The sequence below is a fragment of the Lysobacter sp. Soil_N_23 genome (assembly GCF_057656135.1).
This window is the reverse complement of record NZ_JBDGKY010000018.1, coordinates 47,871-64,535: the sequence shown is the minus strand read 5'-3', so window position 1 is coordinate 64,535 and position 16,665 is coordinate 47,871. Positions and strand designations below refer to the sequence as shown.

Here is a 16,665-nt window from a genome sequence, read left to right as displayed (position 1 = left end):
TCACGGCACTGCGGCGGAGGATCGTGGCGACACCGGCTTCTTCGATCCCAGTGCAGCGCGATAGCGCTCGTGCAGCACTTGCACCTTGGCGACGTACGCCTGGGTTTCAGCGTAGGGCGGCACGCCGCCGTAGCGTGTGACCGCACCTATTCCGGCGTTGTAGGCCGCTGCGACCAGGGTGAGGTCGTCGTGGTAGCGGCGCATGAGCACGCGCAGGTGGCGTGCACCGGCATCGATTGACTGCACAGACGAGAACGGATCGATCACGCCGTACTCGCGACTGGTCGCCGGCATCAGCTGCATCACACCCTGCGCGCCCTTGGACGAGACGGCATTGGCATCGAAGCCGCTTTCGGCATGCGCGATCGCGCGCAGCCAGGCTTCGTCGACACCGGTGGCGCGTGCGGCTGCGCGGAACTGCTTCGGGTAGCGATCGATCTGCGGCGGACCCACCTCGCCCAGGCCGGCATGGGCCGGCTCACCCGGCGGCGCCGGCACCGTGAACGCCAGCACCTTCACCGAGCCGGGCAGCTTGCGCGTGCCGTAGACGATCTGGCCGTCCTGCTCGCGCTGGTAGAGCGTGCCGCTGACGGCGCCACTGCTGCCCCACAGGTTGGGCAGACTGACGGCGTTGTCGTCGATCTCCCGCGCCTTGCAACGTGAACCGGGCTCCGGCGCGGTCGACAGGCTGACCGTGCCATCGCGCACGCAGCGGTAGACCTTGCGCGCCTGCGCGGGCGTGGCCACCGACAGCACCAGCGCTGCCAGCACGGCGACCACTACGGGCTGGAACCGGCTCATCCGCCGGATTCTAGGCAGGCCACCTATAGGGAAGATGAAGCCCGGAGGGTTCTCGGCCGCAACGGCTATCCGACCGGGGTCTGAACGGCCATCGCACCCAGTTGCTGCATCGCCGCGTCAGCGCGCGCGTCGAGCGGGTGGCCAAAGTTCAGTCGCAGGCAATGGCCGAAGCCGCGACGCGCGGAAAAGATCGGGCCCGGCGCGATGCTGATGCCGTTGCGAACGGCCTGCCGCTGCAACGCCAGCGCATCGCTGCCTTCGGGAAGTTCGATCCAGGCGAAGTAGCCGCCGAGCGGTCGCGTGACGCGTGTGCCCGCAGGGAAGTGGCGGGCGACGGCGGCGATGTACTGCTCCTGTTGCGCTGCGAGTGTGGAACGCAGGCGACGCAGATGGCGGTCGTAGCTGCCGCGCTGCAGGTACCGCGCGATCGCCAGCTGCGCCGGCACGTTGGTGTTGAGCGTGGTGGTGAGCTTGTTGCGCGCGATCGCCTGGCGGAAGCGCCCCGCCGCGACCCAGCCGATGCGATAGCCGGGCGCGAGGCACTTGGAGAACGAGGAGCAGTGCATCACCAGTCCTTCGCGGTCGAAGGCCTTGGCCGGCAGCAGCCGCTTCGGGCCGAAGTGCAGTTCGGCGTAGACGTCGTCTTCGATCAGCGGGATGCGGTGTTCGGCGAGCAATGCGACCAGTTCGCGCTTGCCGGCCTCGGGCATGGTCGCGCCGAGCGGGTTGTGGAAGGTCGGCATCAGCCAACACGCACACGGCGAATGGCGGCGGATCGCCGCTTCCAGCGCGGGCAGGCCGATGCCGTCGCGCGGGTGGGTCGGCACTTCTATGGCGCGCAGGCCGTTGCGCTCCAGCGTCTGCAGCACGGCGTAGAAGCAGGGCGATTCCACCAGCACTGCGTCGCCGGGCGACGTCACCGCGGCGATGCTCAAGGTCAACGCTTCCATCGCGCCATTGGTGATGACGATCTCGTCGGCGGCGACGTCTATGCCGTCGATCAGGTAGCGCTGGCTGATCTGGCGGCGCAGTTCGCCCAGGCCCGGGGTGAGGTCGTCGACCGTGCTCCACGGGTCGAGCTCGACCGCGGTCGCAGCGACGGCACGACCGAGTTTCGGCAGCGGGAACAGCAGCGGGCTCGGGAATGCCGAACCGAACGGCACCACTTCGCGGTCCATCGCCGACTGCAGGACTTCGAAGACCAGTTCGCTGACATCGACGCTGCGCGAGTCACCGTCCGGGCGGGAGGCGACTTCCGGTTCCGGCGGCAGCAGCCGCGGCCGTGCCGCGACGTAGTAGCCCGAGCGGGCGCGCGACTCGACCAGGCCCCGGGCCTCGAGCAGGTAGTAGGCCTGGAACACCGTGGCCGGGCTGAGCTTGCGCGCAGCGCAGGTCTGCCGCACCGACGGCAGGCGCTCGCCGGGGCGGAAGACCCCGGTCTGGATGGAGTGGGCGAGGTCGTCGGCGAGGGCCTGGTAGCGCTTCATCGTCGTCCCGCGCGTCGTAGGAGCGAGCTTGCTCGCGATGGGGCGATCCGGCCGCTGGACGGTCTGATCGCGAGCAAGCTCGCTCCTACGGGGGGAGAGGCATCTGATACGGTTTTTTTCACCATTTCTGATTCTATGCCGACTGATACCGTCCGCCTAGACTGCGCGCATTCCCCACCATGAGCCCGACCCGCCATGTCCGCGGACGTGCAGCTGCACCTGGCCCTGATCCTGTTCGCCCCCTGGTTCGCCATCCTCTCGGTCCTGTACTGGCTGTACCCCCGCCAGCCGCGGGGGCCGGCACGGGCCCTGGCCGACTCGGCCGCGCTGGCCCTGGCCACGGCCGCCGCCATCGCCGGCATGTACTGGGGCATGCGCAACGCCGACCCCGGATTCGGTCCGATGTGGAAGCAGGTCCTGGCAACCTCGCTCGCCTACGGCCTCTACCTGGGGGTCATGACCGCCGCCCTGCTCCTGCGCCGGGCCTGGTTCTCGCGCCTGCGCGCCCGCCAACTCCCGGCATCCTCATAAAGGCCCCCGCCCAATGAAAACCCTGCTGGTCGTCGCCTTCCTCGGACTGATCGTCTACAACCTCGGCGCCGCCCTCTACTACATGCTGGTCGATCGCGGACAGAGCAAGCGCGCGGTCAATGCCCTGACCTGGCGGATCGGCTTGTCGATCGCGCTCATCGGCATGGTTGCGGTCGGCATCGCAACCGGCGTCATCCAGCCCCACGGCGCGGGCACATGACCGTCACGAAATGAAACGGTCTTCACGCCCCGAGCTCTAGGCTCGACAGCGCTGCGCGCAAGGGGAAACTCGCCCACCCGCACTGCCTGGACGCGACTTGATCCAGGTCAAACGCGCCAGGAACGCGCATTCCTAGAATGCGCCCGATCCGCCTGAGCGGAGGGGAATTCACTCATGCAAGCAACTGCAGAAACCTATAACGACAAGATCGTGCGCCAGTTCGCCGCGGTGACGGTGCTCTGGGGCATCGTCGGCATGGCGGTCGGCGTGCTCATCGCCGCCCAGCTGTACTGGCCGGCGCTGAACTTCGACACCGCCTGGCTGAGCTATGGCCGCCTGCGCCCGCTGCACACCAACGCGGTGATCTTCGCCTTCGGCGGCTCGGCACTGTTCGCCACCAGCTACTACATCGTGCAGCGCACCTGTCACGTTCGCCTGTTCTCCGACAAGCTGGCCGCCTTCACCTTCTGGGGCTGGCAGGCGGTGATCGTGGCGGCCGCCATCACCCTGCCCATGGGTCTGACCCAGGGCAAGGAATACGCCGAGCTGGAATGGCCGATCGACCTGCTGATCACCGCGGTCTGGGTCGCCTACGGGGTCGTGTTCTTCGGCACGATAGTCAAGCGCCGGGTCCGCCACATCTATGTGGCCAACTGGTTCTTCGGCGCCTACATCATCACCATCGCCCTGCTCCACATCGTCAACAACCTGGCGATCCCGGTCGGGCTGGGCAAGTCGTACTCGCTGTACTCCGGCGCGGTCGATGCGATGGCGCAGTGGTGGTACGGGCACAACGCCGTCGGCTTCTTCCTGACCGCGGCCTTCCTGGGAATGATGTACTACTTCGTGCCCAAGCAGGCCGGGCGCCCGGTGTACTCCTACCGGCTGTCGATCGTGCACTTCTGGGCGCTGATCGCCATCTACATGTGGGCCGGCCCGCACCATCTGCAGTACACCGCGCTGCCGGACTGGGCGCAGTCGCTGGGCATGGTGTTCTCGCTGGTGCTGCTGGCTCCAAGCTGGGGCGGCGCGATCAACGGCATCATGACCCTGTCCGGAGCATGGGACAAACTCAGGACCGACCCGATCCTGAAGTTCCTGATCGTCGCGATCTCGTTCTACATGATCGCCACCTTCGAGGGGCCGATGATGTCGATCAAGACGGTCAACTCGCTCTCGCACTACACCGACTGGACCGTCGGCCATGTCCACGCCGGCGCGCTGGGCTGGGTGGCGATGATCTCGATCGGCTCGCTGTATTCGCTGCTGCCGCGCCTGCTGGGCCAGAAGCAGATGTTCTCGGTCAAGGCGATCGACCTGCACTTCTGGCTGCACACCGTCGGCGTGCTGCTCTACATCGCCTCGATGTGGATCGCCGGCGTGATGCAGGGCCTGATGTGGCGCGCCACCAACCCCGACGGCACGCTGACCTACAGCTTCGTGGAGGCACTCAACGCGACGTACCCCTACTACCTGGGCCGACTGGCCGGTGGCCTGGTGGTCCTGACCGGCATGTTCCTCATGGCCTGGAACGTGATCCGTACCTGGCAGCAGGCCGGAGATCTCGTCCCGACCCCGGTGTTGCCGCCGGACACTGCCCGCGCCCACGCCTGAGGTCGACATGAGTCATTCACACGAGAAAGTCGAAACCAATGTCGGCCTGATGGCGGTGCTGATCGCCGTGGCCGTGTCGTTCGGCGGCCTGGCCGAGATCGTGCCGCTGATGTTCCAGGCCGAGGCCATCCAGCCTCTGCCCGGCGTCAAGCCCTACCCCGCCCTGCAACTGGCCGGCCGTGACATCTACGTCCGCGAGGGTTGCTACAACTGCCATTCGCAGATGGTGCGCACGCTGCGTTTCGAGACCGAGCGTTACGGCCACTACTCGCTGGCCGGCGAGTCGGTCTACGACCACCCGTTCCAGTGGGGCAGCAAGCGCACCGGTCCCGACCTGGCCCGCGTCGGCGGCCGCTACTCCGACGACTGGCACCACGTGCACCTGATGAATCCGCGTGACGTCGTGCCGGAGTCGAACATGCCCAGCTTCCCGTGGCTGGCCGAGAACCGGGTCGATGGCGCGCAGGTCGAACAACGCATGCGCGCGCTCAAGCGCATCGGCGACCCCTACACCAACGAAGACATTGCCGGCGCACAGGCGGCGGTCAACGGCAAGACCGAACTGGAAGCCGTGGTCGCCTACCTGCAGGGCCTGGGCAAGCACGCACCGAGGGGAGGCTGACATGGTGTCCGGAATCGTGACCGCGGTGCTGCTGGTGCTGTTCGTGGCCGGCTGGATCTGGGCCTGGAGTCCCCGGCGCAGGCAGGAATTCGATGCGGCAGCACGCCTGCCGCTGGATGAGCAAGGCAAGGAGACACGGCAATGAGCGCGGGTTGGTCTTGGTACGTGATTGCAATCGTCGTGCTCAACATCCTGGGCTGCGTGTGGCTGCTGTGGTGGACGGGCAAGCGCAAGCCCGGCGACCCGGGGCCGACCGAGACCAGCCACTACTGGGACGGCGACATCACCGAGTACAACAAGCCGATGCCGCGGTGGTGGATCAACCTGTTCTACATCACCATCGCTTTCGCCATCGGCTATCTCATCTACTACCCGGGCCTGGGCGCGTTCGCCGGCGTCAGCAAGTGGACCTCGGCCGGTGAACAGGCCGCCGACAAGGCCCGCGACGACGCCAAGCTCGAGCAGACCTTCGCGCCGTATGCGGGCAAGTCGATCGACGTGATTGCGCGCGATCCCAAGGCGGTGGCGCTGGGCCGCTCGATCTTCAGCAACACCTGCGCCACCTGTCACGGCTCGTCGGCACGCGGCGCGATCGGCTATCCGAACCTCAGTGACGACATCTGGCACTGGGGCGGCTCGCCCGATCGCATCCTGCAGACCGTCCTGGACGGGCGCGAGGGCGTGATGCCGGAATGGGGCAAGGTCCTGACCGGCATGGGTGGCGACAACGCCGTCGATTACGTCATCGCCTACGTGCGCACCTTGTCGGATCCGGACAGCATGCAGAACAACTACATGGCTGCACAGGGCAAGAGCCTCTACAACGGTGTGTGCGTGGCCTGCCACGGCGTCGACGGAAAGGGCAACCAGGAACTGGGTGCGCCCAACCTGACCGACGACTACTGGATGTACGGCAACAGCACCGAGAGCCTGCGCCAGACCATCACCAACGGTCGCCACGGCACCATGCCGGCGCACCGGCCGATCATCGGCGAGACCCGTGCCCGCCTGGTCGCCGCCTACGTCTGGTCGCTCTCGCACGCCGGCAAGCCCGCCACGACCGCGACGCGGTGACGCGATGCCCGACTACACCGCCCCGCGCTTCGATCATCCGCCCCGACCGCTGGCCCAGCGGCTCGGGGCGATCCTGTGGCCGAGTTTCTTCTCGGCCGCGGTGATGACGATGGTGTTCTTCGCCTTCGTCGACCCGCTGGCGCTGCGCGACATGACCTTCCCTGATCTGCCCCTGACCCGCACGCTCGGTTACAGCATCGCTTTCTTCATGTTCTGGCTGGCCACCGCCGCCTCCAGCGCGTTCACCTGGATCCTGCTTCGCCCCGCCAGTCGCTACAACCGGCCTTTGCCGCCGGAGTGAGCCGAGTAACCTGCAATGACAAAGAAGATCCCCCTCGACCTGCTGGATGACGGCAGCGCGCTGTACGTGAGCGAGCGCAAGATCTACCCGCGCGACGTCGATGGCCGCTTCCAGACCTGGCGCAAGATCGCGGTGGTGGTGCTGCTTGGGATGTTCTACGTCTTCCCGTGGCTGCGCTGGGATGGCCGCCAGGCGGTGCTGTTCGACCTGCCGGCGCGCAAGTTCTACGTGTTCGGGCTGAACTTCTGGCCGCAGGACTTCGTGTTCCTGGCGATGCTGCTGGTGATCGCCGGCCTCGCCCTGTTCTTCTTCACCGCCCTCGCCGGCCGCCTGTGGTGCGGCTATGCCTGCCCGCAGACGGTGTGGACCGAGGTCTTCCTGTGGATGGAGCAGTGGACCGAGGGCGACCGCAGCGCGCGGATGAAACTCGATGCCGGCCCCTGGAACCGCAACAAGGTCCTGCGCAAGGGCAGCAAGCACGCGCTGTGGCTGGTGTTCGCGCTGTGGACCGGTTTCACCTTCGTCGGCTTCTTCACCCCGATCACCGACCTGGCCGCGCGCACGCCGCTGATCGGCAGTGCGCCGGGCTGGGGCAACTGGGAACTGTTCTGGGTGTTGTTCTACGCCCTGGCCACCTGGGGCAATGCCGGCTTCCTGCGCGAGCAGGTGTGCAAGTACATGTGCCCGTACGCGCGCTTCCAGAGCGCGATGTTCGACCGCAACACGCTGATCATCGCCTACGACCCGATGCGCGGCGAACCGCGTGGTCCGCGCAAGCGCGGCATGAAGGGCGCGGCCGAGCGTCGTGGCCTGCTCGATCCGGCCACCGCCTATGACTACGCGATGCGGGCCGCGCACCATATCATCGGCTCGGTGGTCGCCGCCGGAACGACCGCGGTCACCGACTCGGGTATCAAGGTCGCGCCGCTGCCGAAGTTCGCACCGGAGGAACTGGGCGACTGCATCGACTGCACGATCTGCGTGCAGGTCTGCCCGACCGGCATCGACATCCGCAACGGCCTGCAGTACGAGTGCATCGCCTGCGGCGCCTGCATCGATGCCTGCGACGATGTCATGGACAAGATGGGCTACCCGAAGGGGCTCATCCGCTATTCCACGCAGAACGCGATCGACGGCAAGCCCACGCGCGTGCTGCGTCCGCGCGTGTTCGTCTACGGCCTGCTGCTGCTCGCGCTGTGCGCGGGCTGGGCCTGGGGCGTGGGCCACCGCAGCCCGTTGATCGCCGAAGTGCTGCGCGACCGCAATGCGCTGTACCGCGAGACCGGTGACGGCCGGATCGAGAACGGCTACACGCTCAAGCTGGTCAACAAGGACGTCAAGGCACAGAAGTTCCGCCTGACCCTGCAGGCGCCGGCCGGAATTACCCTGGTGAGCAGCGCCCTGATCGGCAGCGGTACCACCGATGGCGCCCAGGTCATCGACGCGCCCGCCGAGCAGGTACTCAACCTGCCGCTGACGCTGTCCTCGCCGAAGGACGTGCGCGGCAAGCAGGAGATCGTCTTCAAGGTGCAGCGCATCGATGGTGCCGCGCAGGCGGAAGTGCCTTCCACCTTCTTCGGGCCGATGTGATGGAGCGCGCCGGTCCGTTGCGCATGCCGATCATGTGGGTGGTGATCGGCTTGCCGATCCTGTCGATCGTCGCCGGCGTCGGCCTGGTGGTGGTGGCCGTGCGCAGTGGCAGCACCGATGCGGTGATCGATCCGGTCCAGCGCACCGCGCAGATCCAGGTCACCGAACTGGGCCCGGATGCGCGCGCCCAGGCACTGAAGCTGTCGGCGGTTGTGCGCGTGGGCAAGGACATGATCGAGCTGCTGCCCGTCGGCGGCGGCTTCGCCGATGGCGACGTGCATCGCGACGAACCGCTGACGCTGATCCTTTCCCATCCCAGCGAAGCGGCGCAGGATCGCACTGTCACCCTGATGCCGAGCGAACTGGGCTGGCGTGCCAACGTCGAACCCGTGCTCTTCAATGGCGCGACCGACCACGACTGGCTGCTGCAGCTGTCGCCGGCAGACCGCAGCTGGCGCCTGCGTGGCCGGCTGCTGGCCGGGCAGCGTGCCGCGCACCTGGCTCCGGCGCTGGCGGACGATTGATCGCTCGGCGCCCCTTGGCCAGATGAATGTCCGATCAAAGCCCGATGATTGGGGGATGATGTCGGCATGAGCGTCTCGCAGACCGCGCTGGCTCCAGACGATCGCCGTGGCGAAGTCCACGCCGGTGCGCTTGCGTCCGTCTGCCACCATTGTGGCGAGGCACTGACGGCAGCGGGCACGGTTGCCTCCGGCGACCACCTGTTCTGCTGCAGCGGCTGTGCCGCGGCGGCGAACTGGATCCGGCAGGCCGCGCTGGAGGATTACTACCGCCTGCGCAGCGTGCCCGCCGGTCGCGTCGATGCCGACGCCGGCGACTTCGCCGGCTGGGACCGCGAACTCGTCCTCGCCGAGCACAGCCGCAACGTTCCCGGCGGACGCGAGATCACCGTGCTCACCGACGCGATGCGCTGCGCCGCCTGCGCATGGCTGGTCGATCGCGCGTTGCATCGCATCCCGGGCGTGCTCGATGCCGGCGCCAATGCGGTCACCGGCCGGATAGTCGTAGCCTGGGACCCGCAGAAAGTCGCGCTGTCGACGCTGATGTCGCGCCTCAATGCGCTGGGCTACCGTCCATGGCTGGCCACCGGCGATGCCCGAGAACAGGCGCAGAAGCAGGAGCGCCGGCGCTGGCTGATCGGCATGGGCGTGGCCGGGCTCGGTGCGATCCAGGCGATGATGTTCGCCGAAGCGCTGTACCTGGACACGGCCGGGCAGATGCCGCTGGCCACGCGCGATTTCTTCCGCTGGATCACCTTCCTCGTCTCGACACCGGTGGTGTTCTACTCGGGCTGGCCGTTCCTGGAAGGCATGTGGCGCGAGCTGCGCGGCCGGCGCCTGGGCATGGACACGCTGATCGCGTCGTCGACGCTGCTGGCGTACTTCGCCAGCCTGATCGAGACCGTGCGCGGCGGGCCGCATGTCTGGTACGACGCTGCGGTGATGTTCGTGCTGCTGTTGCTGGTGGCGCGGATGTTCGAGCAGCGCGCGCGGCGCGTCGCCAGTGCGCAGGTGGATGCACTGGCGCGGGCGCGACCGGCGCTGGCCACGCGCGAGCGCGACGACGGCAGGCGCGAACAGGTGGCGCTGGCTGAGCTTGCCGTCGGCGACATCGTGCGTGTCGCCTCCGGCGAATCGGTACCGGCCGACGGCGTGCTGCTCGACCACGCCTGCGGCTTCGACGAGGCACTGATCACCGGCGAATCGGCGCCCGTGCAGCACGCGCCCGGCGCGACCGCGCTGGCCGGCAGTATCTGCCGCGAACAGGCCGCGCGCATCCGCGTGACCCGGGTCGGAAACGACACGCGGTTGTCGCAGCTGACCCGCCTGGTCGAACAGGCGCAGGGCGAGCGTCCGGCGCTGGCCCGCGTGGCCGAACGCGTGGCCAGTGGTTTCGTGCTGGTGCTGGTGCCGTGTGCGCTGGCCGTATACGCCTGGTGGCAGCAGCACGATCCGTCGCGCGCGCTCGAGGTGACGCTGGCCTTGCTGGTGGTCAGCTGCCCTTGCGCGCTGTCGCTGGCGATCCCGACCGCACTGACCGCCGCACACGGTGCGCTGGCGCGGATGGGCGTGCTCGGGTTGCGCGGAGATGCGCTGTCGGCGCTGGCTCGCGTCGATCGTGTCGTGTTCGACAAGACCGGCACGCTCAGCAACGGTCGCCCCCAGCTTGATACGGTCAGCATCTTCAACGGCGCCGATCCCGACGATGCACTGGCGATCGCCGCCGCGCTGGAACGCGACAGCGGCCATCCACTGGCGCACGCGTTCTCCGACATCGACAGCACCTATCGCGCCGAGCAGTTGCACAGCATTCCCGGCCATGGCATCGAGGCCCGCATCGGCGATGCGGGCTGGCGCCTGGGTCGCGCCGAGTTCGCCGCCGGCGGCGAGGACGACGGTGCACTCTGGCTTGGACGCGACGGCATCGCGGTCGCCCGCTTCACTGTCAGCGAAGCCAGGCGTGAAGACGCGCATGCAGCAGTGTTGGCCTTGCAGGCGCAGGGCCTGCAGGTCGAACTGTGCAGCGGCGATGCGCATGCGCCGGTGCGGCGCTTCGCCGCCGCGATCGGCATCGACACGGTGCGCTCGCGGCAGACACCGGAGCAGAAGCTGGCCCACGTTCGCGACCTGCAATCGCGCGGCGATGTCGTGGCAATGGTCGGCGACGGCCTCAACGATGCGCCGGTCCTGGCCGGTGCCGACGTCTCGATCGCGATGGCCGAAGGCGCGGCACTGGCACAGCGCGCGGCCGACTTCGTCGTCACCAGCCCGTCGCTGTCGCGCATTCCCGAGGCGATTGCACTGGCCCGCCGCACCCAGGCGATCGTCCGCCAGAACCTGGTATGGGCGCTGGGCTACAACCTGCTGGCGCTGCCGCTGGCCGCGACCGGCCATGTCACGCCGTGGATCGCCGCGGTCGGCATGGCGCTGTCGTCGTTGCTGGTCACGCTCAACGCGCTGCGCCTGGGCCGACGCCCGGCGGGCGGGGCACGGCCATGACCATCCTGCTGCTGCTCGTCCCGATCAGCCTGGTCCTGCTCGGCGTCGCGATCTGGGCATTCGTGTGGGCGGTGCGGCGCGGTCAGTTCGACGATCTCGACACGCCCGCCATCGACATCCTGCGCGAGGACGCGCCGCCTGCCGCGCGGAAGCCGTCGAGCGCAGGCACTCCCGTGCCCACGGCTCCACCGCAGGAAGGCGCGGATGCCGATTGACTGGCTGACCCTCGGCGCGGCCCTGCTCAGCGGCCTGCTTGGCGGCGTGCACTGCGCGGCGATGTGCGGCGGCATCGCCACCGGATTCTCGGCGACAGCGACCGGCCACCCCGGCCGGGTCGCACTTGAGGCCAACCTTGGCCGCGTGGGCGGCTACGTCATTGCCGGCGCGATCGCAGGCGGCCTGGGCCACGGCATCGTCGAGGTGGCACGCATCGAAGGGCTGGCCTTGGGTTTGCGCATGCTGGTCGGCGTGGTGCTGGTGATCGTGGCGCTGCGCCTGTTCGATCGGCAGGGACGACTGGCCTTCCTGTCGCGCCCGGGCAACCGGCTGTGGCAGCTGTTGCGGCCACTGCAGCAGCGCCTGTTGCCTGCCGATACGCGGGCGCGCCGGCTCGGCCTGGCGTTGTTGTGGGGCTGGCTGCCGTGCGGCCTGAGCACGACCCTGCTGGTGGCGGCATGGCTGCAGGTGAGCGCCATCAACGGCGCACTGACGATGGCGGCATTCGGCCTGGGCACGTTGCCGGTGATGCTGCCGCTGACCATGAGCGGCGCGCGCCTGGGTCGCTGGCTGCAGACACGCTGGCGCAATGCCGCCGCCGCGCTGGTGCTGGCTGCGGGCGTGCTGACGCTGACGGCGCCGTGGCTGATGCGGGTGCCGGCGTTGCATTCGCTGCTGGCAGCGCTGGGCTGCGGCAGTTTGCCTGCGTGATGGGTCGGCTGCATGAGCCGGCGACGCACGGTGCGGTGACCCGGGGGTTCGCGAGCGAGCTCGCTCCTACAGGGCGGTTCGGTGGCGCTTGGGTTCGTTGCTGTCGGCACCGTGCGCGAGGCGTTCGAGCACGTCCAGGTCGAGTATCTCGACGCGTCGTCCGTGCACCGCGATCACGCCGTCCTCCTGCAGCCGGGTGAAGCCGCGGCTGACCGTTTCCAGCGCCAGGCCGAGGTAGCGCGCAACGTCCTCGCGGCTCATCGGCAGGCGCAAAGCCGACGGTGACTGCCCGATCTGGCGGTAGCGTTCGCCCAGGCCATGCAGGAACAGGGCGATCCGCTCGTTGGCCTGGCGCCGGACCAGCATTTCCATGTGGTCGTGGTCGCGATTGAGGCTGTGCCCGATCACGCGCAGGAGCTGGTGCTGCAACGAGGGCAACTGCGCGGCCACGGTACTGAGCTGGTCCAGCGGGACGTCGCAGACGTTGGCGGTTTCCAGCGCCACGGCCTCGCAGCGGTGGGCGCCCTCGCCCAGGGCATCGAGACCGATCAGTTCGCCGGCCAGGTGGAAACCGATGACCTGCTCTTCGCCGTCCTCGCTGATGCTGACGGTCTTGAAGGCGCCATCGCGGGCAACGAAGACCGAGGCCAGGGGATCGCCAATGCGGAACAGACGCTCGCCGCGGGCAAGGGTGCGACGACGGCGGACGATCTCGTCGAGGCGGACCAGCTCGTCGGCATCGATGCCGGCCGGGAGGCACAGGTCCTGCAGCGAGCATTGCGCACAGCTGCGGCGCAGCCGGGCCAGGTCGAGGTCAACAGCGTCGTTCATGGGCCGCCATTGTCGCATGGCCCGGCTCACCGCCGCGAATGCGTCACGGTTCGCCAGCAAAGCGAAAGGCGGCCGAAGCCGCCTTTCGCACCACACTCGACGATTTGCGCCGCCCTCTTGCGGAGCGTGCCGCGGAGGCCTGAACGGCATCCGCCCGGCGACTATGCCAGCGCCTGCATGAACTTCCGCGACAACGCAGTCACCGCGTCAGCGCGTACCCGAGTCAAGCTGCGCAGGGGTGCGTCGGCCTTCCATCGCCCTGCGCGCGTTATCCTGCGCCTCGCGCTTCTGCTGGGCGGTCATGCAGACCCGTTCGACGCGGTTGCTGCCCGACTTCCTGGTGCGTTCGCAGACCATGCGCTCGTCGGCGACCTGGCGGGTGACCGAGTCGATCCAGGCGATCTCACCCGAGGCGCGGGCACGCTCTTCGGTGGTCAGTTCCTCGTAGCGGCGACCGTCGATGATGCCGATCAGGGCATCCTGGTGCTCCAGGAATTCGCGACGCTTGTCGCTGGACAGCGAGCTGAATCCGGCGACTCCTGCCAAGGCATCGCGGCGGATGCGTTCCTGCTTTTCCATCACCGCTACCGTGTCGAACGGTTTGTCGTCCACCGCGTTTGCTGTGGGCATGGCCAGGCAGGTGCCCGCCAGGACGACCGCCAACACCAGATTCCTTGAAAACATTTGCATGGCTCCTTGCTTTGACTTGTCCAGAAGATTTGGGGGATCGATCGGGGCAATGGCGCGCCGGCGCAGCCACTGTCGGGCTCCGCTCACGGCGATCGACACAGCATCACGCCCGCGGCGGCAACCAGACGAGGTTCACAGTTCCGGCTGCGGACCTGCCGATCGTATTGCGAGCGGCTTGATTTTACGGCCATCCCTGACCTTTTCGCCAGATTCGGCAAAGTCCAGATTGCCGCGAGGTCGCCACGCGCATGTGTTCCAGACGCGGGACAGTGAATCCCCGGACTCCGGCCTTGGGCCGCGCATTGGCAGACCCACTTATTCCCTGCAGCGCTGGCTGCCCAGGCATTCCGCCGGGGCCCATCGCAGACACGCCACCGCTCCCTCCCCCGATTGGCCGCGGTGACCGTTGCAGGAGTTAGAACAGCAATGAGCAAGAACAAGATGCTTTCCCGCGCCCTCATCGCCGTCCTCGCCGGTGCCGCCGCATTCGGTGCGCAGGCCGCGGACAAGGGTTTCTACGCCGGTGCCGGCGTCGGCCAGTCGTTTGTCGACGAAGGCAACTACGACGACGAGGACACTGCGTTCTCGCTGTTCGGCGGTTATCAGTTCAACCGCTATTTCGGTCTCGAGGCCGGTTATGCCGACTTCGGCAAGCTCGAGCCGCGCGGCAATGGCCCGGAGCTCGAAGCCAGTTCGGTCTATCTGACCGCGGTTGGCACGGTGCCGATCACCGACAACTTCTCCGCCTATGCCAAGGCCGGTTTCCAGCGCTGGGACATCGACACGGCGATTCCGAGCGTGGTCGGCAACGCCGATGACAGCGGCACCGACCCGACCTACGGTGTCGGCGTGCAGTACCGCTTCACCGACCACGTCGCCCTGCGTGGCGAGTACAGCCGCTTCGAGATCGAAGACACCGACCTCGACCTGGCGCAGATCCAGGTCCGCTACGACTTCTGATCGCGGCGATCTGCGTGACGACGAAGGCCGCCGGTGAAAGCCGGCGGCTTTTTTGCTTCTCCGGCCGCTCTTTGCTTCTTTCGCGTGAAGCCTTGTCGTCCCGAACGTAGTGAGGGACCTGCTGTTGCTGTTGCTGTTGCATGTTGGGCTTGCGTCTGCGGAGGGGCGTCGTCCACCGGGCCGGGGATTGCTCCGCCCCTTGGTCGGACATCCTGTCCGAATGCGGGGCGTGGGCCATCCATGGCCCACTGCTGCGCAATCCCCGGCCCGGCGGACGACGCTCTGGGGCTTTGTTGCACGGTCTTCGGCGGCCCTCACCCCAACCCCTCTCCCGCAAGCGGGAGAGGGGCTCTCACCGTTGCTGGAAGACCGTCATCCCCGCGAAGGCGGGGACCCAGTGTCGTTACACGTGTCAGGAACGCGGAGTTGCGCACCCAAGCGGGTTTGAAACCACCTGATCCTCCAGCGGGCGTCCGGAACCGAGCTCCCGACCGGGCGAGGGCACGGACACCGCCCGGTATCGGCACAGCCCGAGCCCGACCCTTGCAGTCGTGTCACGCAGCCAATGCCGGCGCGGCGACACGCGAAGTCAATGAAACAACCGCGGCTTCCGGAAGGAGGGGGTGGGGCGCAGTGGCAACCGCAGCGCAGCATCAGGCACTCTCGGTGCATCGACCTCGCACAGGCAACGCCCTTGGACCAGCAGGCAGCGGCACACCCCACCACCACGCTGCGTGCGGTCAGCCGCTGGCAGATCGTCGGACTTTCGATCAACGACGTGATCGGCAGCGGGATCTACCTGCTGCCGGCCGCCGCCGCGGCGCTGCTGGGACCGGCGAGTCTGTGGGCGGTGTTGCTCGCCGGGTTCGCGGTCAGCCTGCTGGTGCTCTGCTATGCCCAGGCCGCGAGCTACTTCGACGGCCCGGGCGGTGGCTACCTGTATGCACGCGAAGCCTTCGGGTCTTTTGTTGGCTTCGAGGTCGGCTGGATGCTGCTGCTCACGCGCCTGGCCACCGCGGCCGCGCTCAGCAACGGCCTGGCCGAAGCGGTCACCCATTACTGGCCGGCGGCGGCATCGGGTCTGCCGCGGATCGCGATCGTCACCGGATCGCTCGGCCTGCTGGTCGTGATCAACGTGATCGGTGTGCGCGCCGCGGCCCGCACCGGCGTGGTCCTGGCGATCGGCAAGCTGTTGCCGCTGCTGTTGTTCGTGGCGATCGGCGCCTTCCATGTCGATGCCGCGCTGGCCTCGCCGGCCAACGTACCGATCTCGACCAGGACCCTGGCCGAAGCAGCACTGCTGTTGCTGTTCGCCTACGCCGGTTTCGAGAACCTGCCGGCCGCCGCCGGCGAGTACCGCAATCCGCGGCGTGATGTCCCGTTCGCCCTGCTGACCATGATCGCCACCGTCACACTGGTCTATGTCAGCGTGCAATGGGTCGCGCTGGGCACGCTGCCCGGCCTTGCGGGTTCCTCGACGCCGCTGGCGCAGGCGGCGGCCGGCTTCAGCGGTGAAACGCTGGCGCTGCTGATGACCGTAGGCGCGAGCATCTCCATCCTCGGCACCACCAGCAATACGGTGATGATGGCGCCGCGCTACCTGCTGGCGCTGGCCAGCGATGGCTATGGCCCGCGCTCGCTCGCCGCGATCCATCCGCGCCTGCACACGCCCGCGGTCGCGGTGGTGGTGATCGGCGTGATCTCGCTCGCGCTGGCGCTGTCGGGCTCGTTCGTGCAGCTGGCGCTGCTGTCGGTGGTGTCGCGACTGTGCACCTACATCGGCACGGCCTGTTCGGTGCTGGTGCTGCGCAAGCGCCACGGCCACCACGACGGCGCGTTGCAGTTGCCCGGTGGCCCGCTGATTCCGCTCGCGGCGATCGCGCTCAGTCTTGGCCTGCTCGCCAGTGCCAGCATCGCCAACCTGCTGGCCGCGGCGGTCGCGCTGCTGGTGGGCGCGGTGGTCTACCGGTTCCGTCGCGCACGGGAGAACGCATAAG

Annotated in this window: 18 protein-coding genes; 14 read left to right on the top strand and 4 right to left on the bottom strand. The window is 68.0% G+C overall.

Going from position 1 to position 16,665, the window contains the following annotated elements; translation table 11 throughout:
* Both AC3A3X_RS13645 and AC3A3X_RS13640 read right to left on the bottom strand, forming a co-directional pair.
* A complete protein-coding gene (locus AC3A3X_RS13645; RefSeq protein WP_487583569.1) occupies window positions 1-801 on the bottom strand; it encodes a lytic transglycosylase domain-containing protein in 801 nt (266 codons plus the stop codon).
* Between the two features lie 65 nt (window positions 802-866).
* The gene (locus tag AC3A3X_RS13640; RefSeq protein ID WP_487583568.1) at window positions 867-2,288 is read right to left on the bottom strand and encodes an aminotransferase-like domain-containing protein; all 1,422 of its coding nucleotides are present in this window, start codon (window positions 2,286-2,288) and stop codon (window positions 867-869) included.
* Between the two features lie 195 nt (window positions 2,289-2,483).
* Here AC3A3X_RS13640 and AC3A3X_RS13635 point away from each other — a divergent pair, with 195 nt between their 5' ends.
* The 12 genes from AC3A3X_RS13635 to AC3A3X_RS13580 all read left to right on the top strand — a co-directional run bounded on the left by AC3A3X_RS13635 (window position 2,484) and on the right by AC3A3X_RS13580 (window position 12,187).
* Complete coding sequence (locus AC3A3X_RS13635; RefSeq protein WP_487583567.1) at window positions 2,484-2,819, top strand: hypothetical protein; 336 nt, start codon at window positions 2,484-2,486, stop codon at window positions 2,817-2,819.
* 13 nt (window positions 2,820-2,832) lie between these two features.
* The gene (locus AC3A3X_RS13630) at window positions 2,833-3,039 is read left to right on the top strand and encodes a twin transmembrane helix small protein (protein ID WP_487583566.1); all 207 of its coding nucleotides are present in this window, start codon (window positions 2,833-2,835) and stop codon (window positions 3,037-3,039) included.
* Window positions 3,040-3,213: 174 nt separating this feature from the next.
* Window positions 3,214-4,653 (top strand): cytochrome-c oxidase, cbb3-type subunit I, encoded by a 1,440-nt coding sequence (gene ccoN, locus AC3A3X_RS13625; protein WP_487583565.1) that lies wholly within the window; start codon window positions 3,214-3,216, stop codon window positions 4,651-4,653.
* A gap of 7 nt (window positions 4,654-4,660) precedes the next feature.
* Window positions 4,661-5,275: a cytochrome-c oxidase, cbb3-type subunit II gene (gene ccoO / locus AC3A3X_RS13620; protein WP_487583564.1), complete on the top strand. Its 615-nt coding sequence runs from the start codon at window positions 4,661-4,663 to the stop codon at window positions 5,273-5,275.
* Window position 5,276: 1 nt separating this feature from the next.
* The gene (locus tag AC3A3X_RS13615; protein ID WP_158733963.1) at window positions 5,277-5,420 is read left to right on the top strand and encodes a cbb3-type cytochrome oxidase subunit 3; all 144 of its coding nucleotides are present in this window, start codon (window positions 5,277-5,279) and stop codon (window positions 5,418-5,420) included.
* The gene (ccoP, locus tag AC3A3X_RS13610) at window positions 5,417-6,349 is read left to right on the top strand and encodes a cytochrome-c oxidase, cbb3-type subunit III (RefSeq protein WP_487583563.1); all 933 of its coding nucleotides are present in this window, start codon (window positions 5,417-5,419) and stop codon (window positions 6,347-6,349) included. The genes AC3A3X_RS13615 and ccoP overlap by 4 nt, the downstream gene beginning before the upstream one ends.
* Window positions 6,350-6,353: 4 nt before the next feature.
* Window positions 6,354-6,650, top strand: a complete 297-nt coding sequence (locus AC3A3X_RS13605; RefSeq protein ID WP_158733965.1) for a hypothetical protein — start codon at window positions 6,354-6,356, stop codon at window positions 6,648-6,650.
* Window positions 6,651-6,665: 15 nt separating this feature from the next.
* Window positions 6,666-8,240, top strand: coding sequence for a 4Fe-4S dicluster domain-containing protein (locus AC3A3X_RS13600; RefSeq protein ID WP_487583562.1), 1,575 nt, complete (start codon window positions 6,666-6,668; stop codon window positions 8,238-8,240).
* On the top strand, window positions 8,240-8,764 hold the full coding sequence (locus AC3A3X_RS13595; RefSeq protein ID WP_487583561.1) for a FixH family protein: 525 nt from the start codon (window positions 8,240-8,242) through the stop codon (window positions 8,762-8,764). Before AC3A3X_RS13600 ends, AC3A3X_RS13595 begins: the two co-directional genes overlap by 1 nt.
* Window positions 8,765-8,830: 66 nt before the next feature.
* Complete coding sequence (locus tag AC3A3X_RS13590; RefSeq protein ID WP_487583560.1) at window positions 8,831-11,260, top strand: heavy metal translocating P-type ATPase; 2,430 nt, start codon at window positions 8,831-8,833, stop codon at window positions 11,258-11,260.
* Entirely contained in the window at window positions 11,257-11,475 is a 219-nt protein-coding gene (gene ccoS, locus AC3A3X_RS13585; protein WP_487583559.1) for a cbb3-type cytochrome oxidase assembly protein CcoS, read from the top strand. Before AC3A3X_RS13590 ends, ccoS begins: the two co-directional genes overlap by 4 nt.
* Complete coding sequence (locus tag AC3A3X_RS13580; protein WP_487583558.1) at window positions 11,465-12,187, top strand: sulfite exporter TauE/SafE family protein; 723 nt, start codon at window positions 11,465-11,467, stop codon at window positions 12,185-12,187. The genes ccoS and AC3A3X_RS13580 overlap by 11 nt, the downstream gene beginning before the upstream one ends.
* Window positions 12,188-12,253: 66 nt before the next feature.
* Here AC3A3X_RS13580 and fnr read toward each other — a convergent pair whose 3' ends face one another.
* Both fnr and AC3A3X_RS13570 read right to left on the bottom strand, forming a co-directional pair.
* Window positions 12,254-13,018 (bottom strand): fumarate/nitrate reduction transcriptional regulator Fnr, encoded by a 765-nt coding sequence (fnr, locus tag AC3A3X_RS13575; RefSeq protein ID WP_487583557.1) that lies wholly within the window; start codon window positions 13,016-13,018, stop codon window positions 12,254-12,256.
* Between the two features lie 207 nt (window positions 13,019-13,225).
* Complete coding sequence (locus tag AC3A3X_RS13570) at window positions 13,226-13,702, bottom strand: hypothetical protein (RefSeq protein ID WP_487583556.1); 477 nt, start codon at window positions 13,700-13,702, stop codon at window positions 13,226-13,228.
* Window positions 13,703-14,134: 432 nt separating this feature from the next.
* Here AC3A3X_RS13570 and AC3A3X_RS13565 point away from each other — a divergent pair, with 432 nt between their 5' ends.
* Entirely contained in the window at window positions 14,135-14,668 is a 534-nt protein-coding gene (locus AC3A3X_RS13565) for an outer membrane beta-barrel protein (RefSeq protein ID WP_487583555.1), read from the top strand.
* Between the two features lie 694 nt (window positions 14,669-15,362).
* Window positions 15,363-16,664: an APC family permease gene (locus AC3A3X_RS13560; protein ID WP_487583554.1), complete on the top strand. Its 1,302-nt coding sequence runs from the start codon at window positions 15,363-15,365 to the stop codon at window positions 16,662-16,664.
* Window position 16,665 lies beyond the last annotated feature (1 nt).